The organism is Arthrobacter sp. AK01, assembly GCF_021109375.1.
Lineage (GTDB): Bacteria > Actinomycetota > Actinomycetes > Actinomycetales > Micrococcaceae > Arthrobacter.
This window is the reverse complement of sequence record NZ_JAJOHP010000051.1, coordinates 21,777-36,500: the sequence shown is the minus strand read 5'-3', so window position 1 is coordinate 36,500 and position 14,724 is coordinate 21,777. Positions and strand designations below refer to the sequence as shown.

The 14,724-nt window shown below is 63.6% G+C and carries 13 protein-coding genes; 7 read left to right on the top strand and 6 right to left on the bottom strand.

The annotated features are described in order from the left end of the window. A partial coding sequence (locus LN996_RS16945; RefSeq protein ID WP_231341579.1) for a DUF222 domain-containing protein occupies positions 1-1,817 on the bottom strand: 1,817 nt, incomplete at its 3' end. Between the two features lie 79 nt (positions 1,818-1,896). Beyond that, a complete protein-coding gene (locus LN996_RS16940) occupies positions 1,897-2,529 on the bottom strand; it encodes a TetR/AcrR family transcriptional regulator (protein WP_231341578.1) in 633 nt (210 codons plus the stop codon). A gap of 144 nt (positions 2,530-2,673) precedes the next feature. Here LN996_RS16940 and LN996_RS16935 point away from each other — a divergent pair, with 144 nt between their 5' ends. Genes LN996_RS16935 through LN996_RS16905 form a run of 7 tightly spaced genes read left to right on the top strand, consistent with a single transcriptional unit; the run spans position 2,674 to position 10,552 of the window. After that, positions 2,674-4,284, top strand: coding sequence for a carboxyl transferase domain-containing protein (locus LN996_RS16935; RefSeq protein WP_231341577.1), 1,611 nt, complete (start codon positions 2,674-2,676; stop codon positions 4,282-4,284). 2 nt (positions 4,285-4,286) lie between these two features. Further along, positions 4,287-6,452 (top strand): biotin carboxylase N-terminal domain-containing protein, encoded by a 2,166-nt coding sequence (locus LN996_RS16930; RefSeq protein ID WP_231341576.1) that lies wholly within the window; start codon positions 4,287-4,289, stop codon positions 6,450-6,452. Next, positions 6,449-7,630: an acyl-CoA dehydrogenase family protein gene (locus LN996_RS16925; RefSeq protein WP_231341575.1), complete on the top strand. Its 1,182-nt coding sequence runs from the start codon at positions 6,449-6,451 to the stop codon at positions 7,628-7,630. The genes LN996_RS16930 and LN996_RS16925 overlap by 4 nt, the downstream gene beginning before the upstream one ends. A 20-nt stretch (positions 7,631-7,650) precedes the next feature. Continuing rightward, positions 7,651-8,433: a CoA transferase subunit A gene (locus LN996_RS16920; protein WP_231341574.1), complete on the top strand. Its 783-nt coding sequence runs from the start codon at positions 7,651-7,653 to the stop codon at positions 8,431-8,433. A 2-nt stretch (positions 8,434-8,435) separates the two neighbouring features. Beyond that, on the top strand, positions 8,436-9,188 hold the full coding sequence (locus LN996_RS16915) for a CoA transferase subunit B (RefSeq protein ID WP_231341573.1): 753 nt from the start codon (positions 8,436-8,438) through the stop codon (positions 9,186-9,188). Beyond that, a complete protein-coding gene (locus LN996_RS16910) occupies positions 9,185-9,670 on the top strand; it encodes a MaoC family dehydratase (protein WP_231341572.1) in 486 nt (161 codons plus the stop codon). Before LN996_RS16915 ends, LN996_RS16910 begins: the two co-directional genes overlap by 4 nt. Positions 9,671-9,709: 39 nt before the next feature. After that, positions 9,710-10,552: a CoA ester lyase gene (locus tag LN996_RS16905; RefSeq protein ID WP_231341571.1), complete on the top strand. Its 843-nt coding sequence runs from the start codon at positions 9,710-9,712 to the stop codon at positions 10,550-10,552. 61 nt (positions 10,553-10,613) lie between these two features. Here LN996_RS16905 and LN996_RS16900 read toward each other — a convergent pair whose 3' ends face one another. From LN996_RS16900 to LN996_RS16885, 4 genes are read right to left on the bottom strand one after another with little or no spacing between them, the layout of a single operon-like run. Next, complete coding sequence (locus LN996_RS16900) at positions 10,614-11,726, bottom strand: Gfo/Idh/MocA family protein (protein ID WP_231341570.1); 1,113 nt, start codon at positions 11,724-11,726, stop codon at positions 10,614-10,616. Continuing rightward, positions 11,711-12,412 carry a ThuA domain-containing protein gene (locus LN996_RS16895; RefSeq protein ID WP_231341569.1) on the bottom strand — a complete coding sequence of 234 codons (702 nt, stop codon included), beginning with the start codon at positions 12,410-12,412 and terminating at the stop codon, positions 11,711-11,713. Before LN996_RS16895 ends, LN996_RS16900 begins: the two co-directional genes overlap by 16 nt. 49 nt (positions 12,413-12,461) lie before the next feature. Further along, positions 12,462-13,466 carry a sugar phosphate isomerase/epimerase gene (locus LN996_RS16890; protein WP_231341568.1) on the bottom strand — a complete coding sequence of 335 codons (1,005 nt, stop codon included), beginning with the start codon at positions 13,464-13,466 and terminating at the stop codon, positions 12,462-12,464. Further along, positions 13,463-14,698, bottom strand: a complete 1,236-nt coding sequence (locus LN996_RS16885; RefSeq protein WP_231341567.1) for a Gfo/Idh/MocA family protein — start codon at positions 14,696-14,698, stop codon at positions 13,463-13,465. Before LN996_RS16885 ends, LN996_RS16890 begins: the two co-directional genes overlap by 4 nt. Positions 14,699-14,724: the final 26 nt, after the last annotated feature.

The window sequence follows — 14,724 nt, the reverse complement described above, 5'->3', positions numbered from 1 at the left end:
GGCATGGTGCAGTCGGGGAAGGCGCAGCCTTGGTCGCGGGCGGTGATGGCTTTGCGGATGTGGGGTGGGAAGATCCGGGTGGTGCGGCCGATGTCCAGGACGCGGGAGTCGCTGCCGAGCAGGACGGGGATGATGTCGGCGTCGCAGGCTATTTTGCGGATGGTGTTCGGGTGCATTGGGCCGGTGAATGTTGCGGTGCCTGTGTTCAAGCGATCGGTGCCAGTGCCTGTGCCTGTCCCTATGAACGTGGCGGTGCCGGTGCCTATGGCTGTGCCGGTTTGTGTCCTGGTGCCGGGCTGGTGGTGGCCGGTGCCGTTGAGTTGTTCGAAGAGGTCGCGGTGGTCGATGGTGACGGTGAGTTGGGGGCGGAGTCCGCCGTTGGAGGGCAGTTTCCCGGCGCTCATCGCGACGCTGCAGGCGCCGGTGAGGCCGTCGAGGAGTTTCTGTGCCCGGGAGCGGCGGTCCAGGTCCGGGCTGGTGCCTGTGCCGGTGCCTGTGCCGTTGTCTGGGCTGTGCCCGGTATCGGTGTTGTCCGTGGTGCCAGGCCCGGTGCCGGTGCTGTTGGTGAGTCGTGGGTTGGTGGCGGCGTTCATGGTGGTGGTGAGGGTTTCGATTTGTTCGTCGGTGGCGAAGATTTCGAGGTGGTGGAGTCCGTGGCGGCGTCGGCGGCGGAGGAACGCGCCTTGGAGTTGGTGGAGGATTTCTTCGGAAGGTTCGGGGCCGTCGTGGTCGATCCTGTCGGCCCAGCGTTTGGCCATTGTGGTGACGAAGTCCGGGTCGGTCTCCACCGCGGTGGTGGTCAGGGCGTGTTCCATCCGGGTGATGGTGTCTTCGTCGGTGAGGTGCCGGACTTTGTCCAGGGCGGTGCTGATGATGGTCGCGGACCGGGACGGCACCAAAGCCGATCCGAGGGCCTCGGCGAGGACTTCGCGGCGGGCCGGGATTTCCTGCCCGGTCATGCTCTTTTGGGGGAGGACCTCGGCTGCGAGGGCGAGCCGTCGCCGGGCTTCGCCGATGCCGATCCGCAACCGGGCCCGCAGGAACTCTGCCGCGTTCCGGTACCCGTCATCCAAAACACTGGCCTTGGACCCGGCCCCATCCACGGACAGTGCGTTGGTGGAACGTGCTTCACCAGCTGGGACTGTTGCCTCCGGAACTGTTGTGCCGGTGCCGGTTCCACTCGTTGGCTCTTCGGGTGTTTCCGTCCAGCCGGTCCGCCATTCCGGCGCTGCTGCCGAGGACCCCGGCCGGGAGTTTTGTGCCTCAAGCCGGGTCCGTTCCACCGCGTGGGCTGCGACGATCTGTAAGTACTCCACTGATCGGGAAATCTCCTCGACCTTGCCGGCAAAATCAGCAGCCTCAACAAACCCCAACAGGGAAGCCTCATCCGAGGCGGACAAGCGTGCGGAGTCCAGAAGTGCAGCGCTGTCGATAAGAAGCTCTGTCAGGTCCCGCCCGGCAGACGCCTTGGGACCAGGACGCTGAGTGTCGAAACGTTGGACTGGCTGAGCCGACGTGGAAACAAGGCTGGTCCGGGGATTCCGCTGAGCCTTAGGGATCGATCCTGTATTTTGGGCCGAAACGTCGGCCGGGGCGGGGCCCGTTAGCGATGAAGCCCGGGCGGACTTGGTTCTGCCGTTGAGCAGCCCCGCGGCGTGGAACCCACCGACCCAGGTGACGGTCGCCGTCGAATCCTTGAACCCGGCCTTATGCAATTCCGGCCTGCTCAAGAAGCGTCGTGACCGGGCAGCGGTCAGGGCGGCCACAGCAGGGGACGATTCCGCCCTGAGTGCCGAAAACTGCCCTTGATCTTCCATAAAAACATCGTGTCAGGGGGGTCCGACAATATGAGGCCGTAGATGGAAGGCGGCTCAAACCTCCCGGAAGATAGACCGTTCAGGCTGAAGTCAGAGCCGCCAAGGCCATCTGTTCCAGGATAGGCCTGGCAGACTTCACCGCGATCTTCCTGCCGTGGTGGCGCACCGAGTGGGGTGTGGAATTGATCAACCCAAAGGCCGCGTGCGCCCGGACCCTGAGCCCGGGGAAATCTGCGTCCGTGTGGATGCGGGCCAGGACGTCAACCCACGTTTCGACGTACTTGCGCTGAAGGGATCGCACTTCTGCCTGGTCGGCGTCGCTGAGACTTCCGAAGTCCCGGTCCTGGACGCGGATGACGTCCGGATTGCTGAGCGCGAAATCAACCTGGAATTGGATGAGCCCCTTGAGCGCAGAGCGGGGATCGCCCGATGCGGAAACCACCCGCAATCCGCCCTCCATAAGGTCGCGGCTGACGCTGAGCAGAAGCTCCCCAAGGACTGCTTGCTTGCCGGGGAAATGCCGGTAGACAGCGGGGCCGCTGACGCCCGCTGCGGCACCTAAATCCTCAAGGGAGACTCTGTTGAAGCCATTCTGTGCAAAAAGTCCCGCGGCCGCGGACAACAGAGCCAGCCGTCGGAGCTCCTTAGCCTGGCCACGTTGGGTGGCGGCGCCACGGGTTCCCTCAGTGCTTGTTTCCCGGCCTCCGGTCACGTTCTCCTCCTTGGCGCCAGTCCCGGCACGCCTGACCGATAAGGCCCTGCTGTGCTGGACATCACAGTTAATAAAGACTAACCTAAATTTCAGTTACGCGGCACTAACCGAAATGGCCTGTGGCCGGGAATGGAACAGGGGTCGATGGAGACAATCGCCAGCCTTGCGGGAGCCGCCAGCGGCACCTATGAAGCCAACCAGGAGGCGCAACTGGCTTTGGTGGCAGAACTGAAGGATCGCTTGGCGACGGCGGCCCTCGGCGGCCCGGCCAAGTCACGGGAACGGCACATCGCCCGCGGAAAGCTTTTGCCGAGGGAACGCATCGACTACTTGCTGGATGACGGCAGTCCGTTCCTTGAGATTGCGCCCTTGGCTGCCAACGGCATGTACAACGACGATTCCCCAGGGGCCGGGGTCATTGCAGGCATTGGCCTGGTCCATGGCCGGCACGTCCTGGTGATCTCCAATGACGCAACGGTCAAGGGCGGTACCTACTATCCGATGACCGTCAAGAAGCATCTCCGGGCTCAGGAAATCGCCTTGGAGAACAAGCTTCCCTGCATTTACTTGGTGGATTCCGGCGGAGCCTTTCTGCCCAAACAGGACGATGTTTTCCCGGATAAAGAACACTTCGGGCGGATCTTCTACAACCAAGCCAGGATGTCCGCAGCCAAGATCCCGCAGATCGCTTCCGTGATGGGATCGTGCACTGCCGGCGGTGCCTATGTGCCGGCCATGAGCGACGAGACAGTCATCGTGCGGAATCAGGGCACCATCTTCCTGGGTGGTCCGCCCTTGGTGAAAGCTGCAATCGGCGAGATTGTCACTGCCGAGGAGCTGGGCGGCGGCGACGTCCACTCCCGGATTTCCGGGGTCACGGACCACCTGGCCGAGAACGATCAGCACGCCCTCGAGATCGTACGGGACATCGTGGCGACGTTGCCGAAGCCGGCGCAGCCGGCCTGGGACGTGCTCGACGTCGTCCTGCCGCCCGTCGTCGACCCTTCAGAGATCTACGGTGTGGTTCCCACGGACGTCAACGCCCAGTATGACGTCCGCGAAGTCATCGCCAGGCTGGTGGATGGTTCCGAATTCCATGAGTTCAAGAAGAACTACGGCACCACCTTGGTCACTGGATTCGCGCACCTCCACGGGCATCCAGTGGGCATCGTGGCCAACAACGGTGTTCTCTTCAGCGAGTCCTCCCTCAAGGGCGCGCACTTCATCGAGCTCTGCGACCAGCGCGGAATTCCCTTGATCTTCCTGCAGAATCTCTCCGGTTTCATGGTGGGCAAGGACTACGAGCAAGGTGGCATCGCCAAGAACGGCGCCAAGATGGTCACCGCGGTAGCCACGGCCAGGGTGCCCAAGCTGACGGTGGTCATCGGTGGGTCCTTCGGCGCCGGCAACTATTCCATGTGTGGCCGGGCCTACTCACCGCGGTTCCTGTGGATGTGGCCCGCAGCCCGCATCTCCGTCATGGGCGGAAACCAGGCCTCCAGTGTCCTCGCCACGGTCAAGAGGGACCAATACGAGGCAGCCGGACAGGAATGGTCCGCCGAGGACGAGGAAGCTTTCAAAGCTCCTATCAAGCAGCAATACGAGGATCAGGGAAGTCCCTATTACTCCACAGCCCGGCTGTGGGACGACGGCATTATCGATCCCGCCGACACTCGGCGAGTCCTGGGGATGGCCCTGGACGTCGTCTCCCGCCAACAACTGCCCGAGACCTCCTTCGGTCTCTTCAGGATGTGACCATGAGCCTGCCAACAACAGCCACAGCCCCACCCAGCCCGGCATCCACAGCCCACCCCCTCGGTTCCGTGCTCGTTGCCAACCGCGGTGAGATCGCCTGCCGGGTCATCAGGACCTTGAAGGAGCTGGGCATCCGCTCCGTCGCCGTGTACTCGGACGCGGACAAGGATGCCAAGCACGTGGCCCTCGCTGACACCGCCGTCGCCATTGGTGGCACGGCACCCTCCGAGAGCTACTTGAAGATCGACGCCATCATCGACGCATGCCGTCGAAGCGGGGCGGAGGCGGTTCACCCGGGGTATGGCTTCCTGTCCGAGAATCTGGAGTTCGCCAAGGCGTTGGACGCCGCAGGGATCACCTTCATCGGGCCGGGAGTCGGCGCCCTCGAAGTAATGGGGGACAAGATCCGCTCCAAGAACCATGTGTCGGCCTACAACGTTCCCTGTGTGCCTGGGATCGCCAAGCCCGGACTCACGGACCAGGAGTTGCTGGACGCTGCATCGGGCATCGGTTTCCCCTTGCTGATCAAACCGTCGGCAGGTGGTGGAGGCAAGGGCATGCATGTGGTGGAACGTATCGAGGACATGGCTGCCACCCTGCTCACGGCAAGGCGTGTGGCATCATCCGCTTTTGGGGATGACACCCTCTTCCTGGAGCGGCTCATCCGGGCGCCCCGCCACATCGAGGTCCAGGTCCTGGCGGACAACCACGGCAACGTCATCCACTTGGGCGAGCGCGAGTGTTCCTTGCAACGGCGTCACCAGAAAGTTATCGAAGAGGCCCCCTCGGCCTTGTTCGAATCGATGAAGGACGGGGCTGCACAGCGGGCGCGGATCGGCGAGGCCGCTTGTAACGCAGCACGTTCGGTCAACTACAGCGGCGCGGGGACCGTCGAATTCCTGGTTTCCGATGAACACCCTGACGAGTTCTTCTTCATGGAAATGAACACCCGGCTGCAGGTGGAGCATCCAGTCACGGAAATGGTCACTGGCATTGACCTCGTTGAATGGCAGGTGCGGATCGCCGCCGGCGAGGTCCTCACCGTAGCGCAGGCCGACGTCGTACTTAAAGGCCACGCCGTAGAGGCGCGCGTTTACGCCGAGGTGCCCGAACGGAATTTCATGCCGTCCATGGGCCGGATTGTTGGGCTTGCCGAGCATGGTGCCGCGGACCCCGCCGTGTCAGGTCAGCAAAAAGCCCACGCCAACGTGCGGATCGACTCCGCCATGCGGGACGGGCTGGAGATCACGGGCGACTACGATCCCATGCTCGCCAAGGTCATTTCGTGGGGGGTGGACAGGGCCGCGGCGCTGGACACCTTGGACGCTGCCCTTGGCCGGTACACCCTGCTGGGCGTGGACACCAACGTTGAGTACCTGCGCCTGCTGATCAACGATGCCGACGTCCGGGCAGGGCGCCTCGACACCGGGCTGATTGAGCGCAAACTGCCGACCATGGAGTTCAGGCATGCCGGCTTCCGCGAACTGATCGCCGCCGCTCTTACGCTGTGGCTTGAACGCACGGGCTCTGCGGTTGCGGGGGACGCGTGGAAGACTCCCGACGGCTGGCGCGTAGGTGGCCGCGGGGCGTGGACTACCACGCTGGGCGTTCCGGGTGGTGGACTCGCCACAGTGTCCATCACCGAGGAGGGCGGAACCGTGACAGCCACCGTCGACCACGGCTCTGGTGCCGGCACCGCTGCCCGCGTCAAGGTACTGAACCGCAGTGCGGACACCGTTGTTGTGGAGTTCGACGACGGTCCCGTCACCTTCGCGGTGGGCGTGGCCGTCGACGCCGTCCACGTAGGCAACGATGGCTGGTCCTGCCGGCTTGAGGTCCTGAACCGGGCTGAACGCCTGCGGCGGGTGCTCGCCGGCATCCAGCGGGACGAAGGGGCCGCGGACCCGGAAGTGCGCTCGCCGATGCCCGGAACCGTGGTGTCCGTGTCCGTGGCCAACGGAGATTCCGTAGAGGAAGGCCAAGTGCTTTTGGCCGTGGAGGCGATGAAGATGGAGCACCAACTGGTGGCCTCGGTATCCGGAACTGTCCATCTGAGCAGCAAACCCGGGGACCTGGTCAAAGCAGACCAGGTACTCGCCACCATTCACGTACCCGTCGCCCCTGAAAGCGCGGCCGGAAAGAACACAGACAAGGAAGTCCAGCCATGAGCACCTTTGAAATGAACAGCACTTACGGGCTAACAGAGGAATACCAGGACCTCAGCGACTCCGTCCGCGAGTTCGCCGACGAGGTGGTTGCGCCCGTCTCGGCCAAGCATGACGAAGAGCACAGCTTCCCGTACGAGGTAGTCAAGCAGATGGGGGAGATGGGCCTGTTTGGGTTGCCGTTCCCCGAGGAGTTCGGCGGCATGGGCGGAGACTACTTCGCGCTGGCCCTGGCGCTGGAACAGCTGGGGCGGGTGGACCAGTCCGTGGCTATCACCCTCGAAGCCGGCGTATCGCTGGGCGCGATGCCGGTGTACCGCTTCGGCACGGATGCGCAGAAGGAACAGTGGCTGCCGGAGTTGGCCTCCGGGCGTTCCTTGGCCGGCTTCGGTTTGACCGAACGCGAAGCCGGATCCGATGCCGGCGGCACCAAGACCAATGCCCATCTGGAGAACGGCGAATGGGTCATCAACGGGAACAAGGAGTTCATCACCAACTCCGGCACGGACATCACCACGCTGGTCACCGTCACCGCGGTCACGGGGCAGAAGGAAAACGCCGACGGCAGCACCAAGAAGGAAATCTCCACCATCCTGGTGCCCACGGACACCCCCGGGTTCACCGCGGAAAAGCCGTACAACAAGGTGGGCTGGAACGCCTCCGACACCCACCCGCTCACCCTGGACAACGTTCGGGTTCCTGAAGCCAACCTGCTGGGGGAACGCGGCCGCGGGTACGCGAACTTCCTCTCCATCCTTGACGAGGGACGCATCGCGATCGCCGCCCTGGCCACCGGAGCGGCGCAGGGATGCGTGGACTTGTCCGTGAGGTATGCCAAGGAGCGCAGCGCCTTTGGGCAGAACATCGGCAAGTACCAGGCCATCCAGTTCAAGATCGCCCGCATGCAGGCCAGGGCCCACACAGCCCGTTTGGCGTACTACGACGCCGCCTCCAGGATGCTCGCCGGTAAGCCGTTCAAGACCGAAGCGGCCATCGCTAAGATGGTCGCAGGCGAGGCAGCCATGGACAACGCGCGGGACGCCACCCAGGTGTTCGGCGGCTATGGCTTCATCAATGAATTCACGGTGGCACGGCATTACCGCGACTCCAAGATCCTTGAAATCGGGGAAGGCACCACCGAGGTCCAGTTGATGCTCATCGCCCGCGAGCTGGGTCTGTAACCGCACGGGAAGGATCAAGGATGATTGACAAGGTTGTTGCCAGCGCCGCGGAAGCGGTGAAGGACATCCCGGACGGAGCTTCGCTCGCGGTGGGAGGGTTCGGTTTATGCGGCATCCCCGTCTCCCTGATCGATGCCCTCCATCAGCAAGGAACCAGCGCTCTGGAGACCGTCAGCAACAACTGTGGCGTGGACGATTGGGGCTTGGGGATCCTCCTTAAGGATGGACGCATCCGCCGGACCATCAGCTCCTACGTGGGCGAGAACAAAGAATTCGCGCGGCAATACCTTGCCGGGGAGCTGGAGGTTGTCCTGACCCCGCAGGGCACGCTGGCCGAGAAGCTGCGCGCCGGCGGCGCTGGAATCCCGGCCTTCTACACCAAAGCGGGTGTGGGAACCCAGGTGTCCGAGGGCGGTTTGCCGCAAAAGTACGACGCCGACGGGAACGTTGCGCTGGCGTCTGCGCCGAAGGAAGTGCGCACCTTCAACGATGCCGACTACGTCCTCGAAGAGTCCCTGACACCGGACTTCGGATTGGTCCACGCCTGGAAGGGTGACCGCCATGGGAACCTTGTTTTCCATGCGACAGCAATGAATTTCAACCCGCTCTGCGCCATGGCGGCCAAGACCACCATCGCTGAGGTGGAAGAGCTGGTGGAACCCGGTGAACTGGATCCGGAACACATCCACACGCCGGGTATCTTCGTACAAAGGGTGGTGGTGGCGCCGTCCAACGAGAAGCGGATCGAGAAGCGCACGGTGGCGTTATCCGGATCGGCAAGCAGCCAACAGGCAGGAGCCTAGCCATGGAATCGAACAGCCTCCAGGACTTGCCGCCCCGCCCCGAAGCCGTGCGGCACGAGTACCGCCGGGCCGACGTCGAACATCACGAAGCCAAAGGCTGGACCCGCAACGAACTGGCCGCGCGCGTGGCAAAAGAGCTCGCCAACGGACAGTATGTGAATCTCGGAATCGGGATGCCAACCCTGATTCCCAACTACATTCCGGACGGCGTGGAAGTCATTCTCCATTCAGAGAACGGCATCCTGGGAGTGGGGCCCTACCCGGCCGAGGACAAAGTGGATCCGGACCTCATCAACGCGGGGAAGGAAACGGTGACCACCAACGCGGGGGCGGCATTCTTCGATTCGGCGTCGTCCTTCGGCATGATCCGGGGTGGGCATGTTGATGTCGCTGTCCTGGGTGCCATGGAGGTTGCAGCCAACGGAGACCTCGCCAACTGGATGATTCCCGGAAAGATGGTTAAAGGCATGGGTGGTGCCATGGACCTGGTGTTCGGTGCCAAGAAGGTCATCGTCATGATGGAACATATGGACCGCAGTGGCAGGCCGAAAATCGTCCAGGACTGCACGTTGCCCCTGACAGGCAAGGGATGCGTGGACCGGATCATCACCGACCTCGCCGTCATTGATGTCGTGAAGGACCAAGGAGATTCCCGTCTGGTCCTCCGCGAGCTGGCCCCCAATGTGACCCTTGAGGACGTGGTGGCCGCCACCGGTGCGGACTTGTTCGAGGAAGACCAGGAGCTCACCGTATGACCCGGGTGGTTGAGCAGCGTGGGCTGTACTTCGACGAACTTGAAGAGGGCGTGATTTACGCGCACAGGCCCGGACGCACGGTCACCGAGACGGACAACGTCCTCTTCACCACCATGACCATGAACACGCAGGCGCTGCACCTTGACGCCGCATGGAGTTCCGGACAACCGTTCGGGCAGCGGCTCATGAACTCCATGTTCACGCTGTCCACCATGGTGGGGCAGTCCGTGGCCCAGTTGACGCAGGGGACTATCATTGCGCAGCTGGGCCTGACTGATGTCACCTTTCCGCACCCGCTGTATCACGGGGATACCCTGTACACGGAAACGGTGATCACCGGCAAACGGTTGTCGTCGTCCCGCCCCGGACAGGGCGTGGTGACCATGCAGCACACCGGTCGCAACCAGGATGGATCAGTGGTGGCGTTGGCCACCCGGACCTGCCTGATGTGGACCAAGGAAGCGCACGCCGCGACGTCTTAGTTCTCCGTACCTGTCAGCACCCCACCAGCAAGGAACTTCATGCACTCTCCCTTCACCATGGGCCCGGCTCTCTTGTTCTGTCCTGCGGACCGGCCCGAGCGTTTCGGAAAGGCCTCTGACCGGTCCGATGCCGTGATCCTGGACCTGGAGGATGCTGTGGCTCCTGCGGACAAGCCGAGGGCCCGCGAAGCGATCCTTGAGCAGCCCGGTGCCGGAGCACTGGAGCCCAGCCGCACCATAGTCCGCGTGAATCCCGTGGGGACGGACGAGTTCGAGCTCGATCTGGAGGCCTTGGCGAAGACGCCCTACCGCACGGTGATGCTGGCCAAGGCGGAAAGCGCTGGGCAGCTCAAGGCTTTGGAGGGATACCAGGTCATTGCGCTCTGCGAAACGGCGGCCGGCATCGTCAACGCTGCTGCAATCGCCGCTGAACCCAACGTCGTAGGACTCATGTGGGGTGCCGAGGACCTGCTGGCTTCCCTGGGCGGGCTCTCCAGCCGGAACGACGACGGCGGGTACCGGGCTGTCGCACTTCACTCACGTTCCGCTGTCCTGCTCGCCGCGAAGGCAGCGGGCAAGGAAGCCATCGACTCCGTGTATGTGAACATCCCGGACCTTGAAGGCCTGGGTGTGGAGTCCCGGGATGCGGTGGCAAGCGGCTTCGGCGCGAAGGCCTGCATCCACCCGAACCAGGTTGCCGTGGTCCGTGAGGCCTACGCCCCGACTCCGGAGGCCGTTGCCGGGGCCACCGAGCTTCTGGACGCAGCGGCCGCCGCGGGCACGGGAGTTTTCCAGTTCAAGGGCAAAATGATCGACGGCCCCATCCTCAAACATGCCGAGGCGACCCTTCGCCGGGCCGGCCTTGCGCGAGACAGCAGTTAATGCCCATGTTTGTCGGGGAAAACATGGGCATTAACTGCCGTCCCGGCGCAGGTATGGAGCGCTAGGCGCGTACCGCCGTCGAGAAATCCGCCAATTGCGTCAGCTCAACAGTGGCGGGCCGTGCGGCCGTGCTCTTGATGGCTACCGATTGTCCGGTCTTGGCGGATTCCAGCACCGACTCCATGACTTCCAGTGCGTGGAATGCCAGCCGGCCGCCGGCCCGTGGCTCCTGTCCGGCCGGAGTCGCGGCGAGGTCTGCAATGCCGAAGCCCCGGCCGGAGTCCACATAGCCAGCGGAGACAGGGAGTGTCTCCCACTCCTGGGCGCCGAGGGCGAAGAGCTGCACGTCGCCCTCGAAGTGGTTGGGGTCCGGCACGATCAGCGACCCCGACTGACCGTGGATCTCGATGTTGGGGCTCTTCGTTTTCACGGCGTCGAAGCTCATGAACATCGTGGACAATGCGCCGGACTCGTGGACCAGGACACCGGTGACGTGCGAGTCGATATCCACCGGTACTTTTTGGCCTTCCCGCGGGCCGGACCCGATGGTGCGTTCGTTGCGGGTGTGGCTCGCCGCGCCCACCACCGAGACCACGGGCCCCAGCAGCGTGACCAGGGCCGAGACGTAGTACGGGCCCATATCCAAGAGGGGTCCGCCGCCCGGCTGGTAGTAGAAGTCGGGGTTCGGGTGCCAGCGCTCGTGACCGGGAGTCGCCATGGTGGCCGTTGCGGAGACCGGTGCGCCGATCAGTCCGTCGTCGATTGCTTTCCGCGCGGTCTGGATACCTGTACCCAGCACCGTGTCAGGTGCGCAGCCAACCACCACACCTGCTGCGGCCGCAGCGTCGAGTACTTCGCGGGCCTCCCCGGTGGTGGCAGCCAGCGGCTTTTCACCGTAGACAGACTTACCTGCGGCGATTGCCTTCAGCGCAATGTCCGCGTGTGCCGCGGGGATGGTCAGGTTCAGGACGAGGTCCACATCGTCCGCGGCCAGGAGCTGGTCCACGGTCAGTGCCCGGACACCGTCGTACGAGTCGGCAACGGCTTGGGCGCGGGCGGGATCCAGGTCCGCGACTGCCACCAGGTTGATGGAATCCAACCGGCGGAAGTTGGCCAGGTACTGGGCGATGATGGCGCCGCAGCCAATGACTCCTACATTTATCGGGATGCCCACAGCATGCCCCTTTCGATGATGGTGCGGACGTTGCTGTCCTGGAGGACTTCCACGCGGTGGCCCGGTGTGCTGACAAAGATCCTGCCCTTGCCCCACTGGCGGGTCCAGATGGCCGGGGACGTCACTTCGCGGTTCCAAGGGTCCCATTCGCGGACCTTCTGGGTGGTGGTGGCCAGGACGTCGATGTAGTCATCACTGAGGACCCAGTACTGCTCCGTGACGAGATCGAAATCGCCGATTCCCTGCGTGATGGGATGACCGGCGCCAGCAGGCAGGATGTTCACGGTGTACGGGACATAGTTGTCCGATTGTTCGCCGATCCGCTCGTCTGCGTGCTTACCTGGGTGGCAGGCAAACTGTCCACCGATCAGGTGCAGGTAGTCGGAGTTGTTGCGGTAGGAATCTGCGATGCCACCGTGCCAGCCCGCCAGGCCCGTGCCATTTTCGACGGCGGCGCGGAGCCCCTCGAATTCGTCCTTCTCAATGGTGGTCATGGTCATGCACTGAACGATCAGGTCCACGCCGGCCATGTAGTCGGGGTCGGCGTAAATCTTGGGGGATTCCTCCACCCGGACGTCGTAGCTGTTGTCCTTCAGGTAGGGAATAAACAGCTCGGTTGCTTCCACCGGCTGGTGTCCGTCCCAGCCGCCGCGGACCACCAGTGCTGTCTTGTTGTTGCTTGTCATGGTTTCCTTCGTTTCGGGGCGTATTCGTTGGAGTCAGGGTTTGCTGCGATCAGCGCGTTGAAAAAGCGGCATCAAAAGCAGTTGCCGGGGGACGGATGGCGGCCAGCTCGCGGACCATGTCCAATGCCTGGGGTGCGCCGACCAGCCGGTCCATGCCGGCGTCCTCCCACTCGATGCTGGTGGGTCCTTCATAGCCAATGGCGTTCAGCGTGCGAAAGATCGGCTCCCAGTTCACATCTCCGTGGCCGGCTGTGACGAAGTCCCAACCACGCCGCGGATCAGCCCACGGCAAATGGGAGCCGAGCCGGCCGTTGCGCCCATTGAGCTGCCGGACGGATTCCTTCACGTGGACATGGAAGATCTTGTCCGCGAAGTCCTGGAGGAACATCACCGGATCCAGGTCCTGCCAGATGAAATGGGAGGGATCGAAGTTCAGGCCGAAGCCTTCCCGATGGCCGATCACCTCCAGCGTGCGCTTGGCAGTCCAGTAGTCGTAAGCAATCTCTGAAGGGTGGACCTCAAGTGCAAAACGGACCCCCACGTCGTCGAACACGTCCATGATGGGATTCCAGCGGTCGGCAAAGTCCTGGTATCCGCGCTCGATCATGGCGTCCGAGGCCGGCGGGAACATCGCAACGCATTTCCAGATGGAGGATCCCGTGAAGCCCGTGACGGTCTTGACCCCAAGCCTGGCAGCTGCCCGGGCGGTGACCTTCATTGCTTCGGCGGCCCGCTGCCTCACGCCTTCCGGTTCGCCATCGCCCCACACTTCCGGGGCAAGGATGTCCCTGTGCCGCTCATCGATGGGGTCATCGCACACGGCCTGCCCGGTGAGGTGGTTGGCGATGGCGTGGACGCTGAGGTGATGCTTTTCCAGGATGTCCAGCTTGGCTTGCAAATAGGTGTCGTCTTCCACAATGCGCTGCGGATCCAGATGGTCGCCCCAACAGGCGATCTCCAAGCCGTCGAACCCCCACTCTCCGGCGAGCCGTGCCACTTCTTCAAACGGCAAATCGGCCCACTGTCCGGTGAAGAGGGTGATGGGTCGGGTCATGATGCTTCCTTGTCGACGTTCTGCCAGCGGCTTGAGTCGTCCGCGCTCGCCTCGACGGCGGCCAGGACCTTTTGCACCTGCAAAGCATCCGCGAACGACGGCGAGGGCTGCTCGCCTGCGCCGATGGCATTGACGAGGTCCACCACCTGGTGCGTGAAGCCGTGTTCATAGCCAAGGCCGTGCCCGGTGGGCCACCAGTTGGCGGTGTAGGGGTGGGACGGTTCGGTGACCATGATCTTCCGGAAGCCTGCGTCGGGTTCCAAGGCCGCATCGTAGTACTGGAGGGAGTTCATGTCCTCGAAATCGAAGGCGATGGATCCCTTGGTGCCATTGAGTTCCAGGCGCATGGCGTTCTTGCGTCCGAGCGCAAAACGGGTGGCTTCGAAGATGCCGATGGGGCCGGAAGGAGCCCCGGCCCCTGCGCCGGCGCCAGCGCCGACGTCGTGCCTTGCTTCAAAGCGGGCGGTGAACAGAGCGGCGTCGTCCACGGTCACCGGACCTCGCGGCCCGTCCGAACCGCCGTGGCCGCCAAGCCCCACGAAGTCGCCGCCCACAGGGCGTTCCTTCACGAAGGTCTCCAGCAGGGCCGAGACACCAGTGATGTTGAGGCCCGTGATCCATTGGGCGGCATCGATGCTGTGTGCACCGATATCTCCCAGTGAACCGGACCCGGACTTGGACTTGTCCAACCTCCAGGTCAGGGGAGCGTCGGCGTCGCTGAGCCAGTCCTGCAAGTACTGGGCGCGGACGTGCCTGATGTCGCCCAAACGGCCGTCGTCCACCATCCGCTTTGCCAGGGCCAGTGCAGGGGTGCGTCGATAGCTGAAGCCGCACATTGACAGCACACCGCGCTCGGCCGCAGCCTGTGCCACAACGGTCATCTTCTCCGCTTCTTCCACGGAGTTGGCCAAGGGTTTCTCGCACAGGACATGCTTGCCGGCCTCGAGGGCGGCAATGGCGATCTCCGCGTGGGTATTGCCCGGAGTGCAGATATCGATGAGGTCGATGTCGTCGCGCTCGATCAAGCGGCGCCAATCGGTCTCTACGGAGGCCCAGCCGTACTTGCCGGCTGCCGACCGTACGCCCTCCGCATTCCTGCCGGCCACGGCCGTGAGTTCAGGGCTGAGGGGCAAGTCGAAGAAGCGCGGTGCCGTCCGCCAGGCGTGTGAGTGTGCTGCGCCCATGAACGCGTAGCCCACCATGCCAACCCGCAGGGGTTTCGGTTCCGTCATGAGGAGTTCCTTTCTGCTGGAAACCA

Coding starts and splice junctions, on each gene's coding strand:
- LN996_RS16905 (WP_231341571.1), top strand. CDS start 9,710: ATGCACTCTCCCTTCACCATGGGCCCGGCTCTCTTGTTCTGTCCTGCG.
- LN996_RS16910 (WP_231341572.1), top strand. CDS start 9,185: ATGACCCGGGTGGTTGAGCAGCGTGGGCTGTACTTCGACGAACTTGAA.
- LN996_RS16895 (WP_231341569.1), bottom strand. CDS start 12,412: ATGACAAGCAACAACAAGACAGCACTGGTGGTCCGCGGCGGCTGGGAC.
- LN996_RS16925 (WP_231341575.1), top strand. CDS start 6,449: ATGAGCACCTTTGAAATGAACAGCACTTACGGGCTAACAGAGGAATAC.
- LN996_RS16915 (WP_231341573.1), top strand. CDS start 8,436: ATGGAATCGAACAGCCTCCAGGACTTGCCGCCCCGCCCCGAAGCCGTG.
- LN996_RS16920 (WP_231341574.1), top strand. CDS start 7,651: ATGATTGACAAGGTTGTTGCCAGCGCCGCGGAAGCGGTGAAGGACATC.
- LN996_RS16930 (WP_231341576.1), top strand. CDS start 4,287: ATGAGCCTGCCAACAACAGCCACAGCCCCACCCAGCCCGGCATCCACA.
- LN996_RS16885 (WP_231341567.1), bottom strand. CDS start 14,698: ATGACGGAACCGAAACCCCTGCGGGTTGGCATGGTGGGCTACGCGTTC.
- LN996_RS16890 (WP_231341568.1), bottom strand. CDS start 13,466: ATGACCCGACCCATCACCCTCTTCACCGGACAGTGGGCCGATTTGCCG.
- LN996_RS16935 (WP_231341577.1), top strand. CDS start 2,674: ATGGAGACAATCGCCAGCCTTGCGGGAGCCGCCAGCGGCACCTATGAA.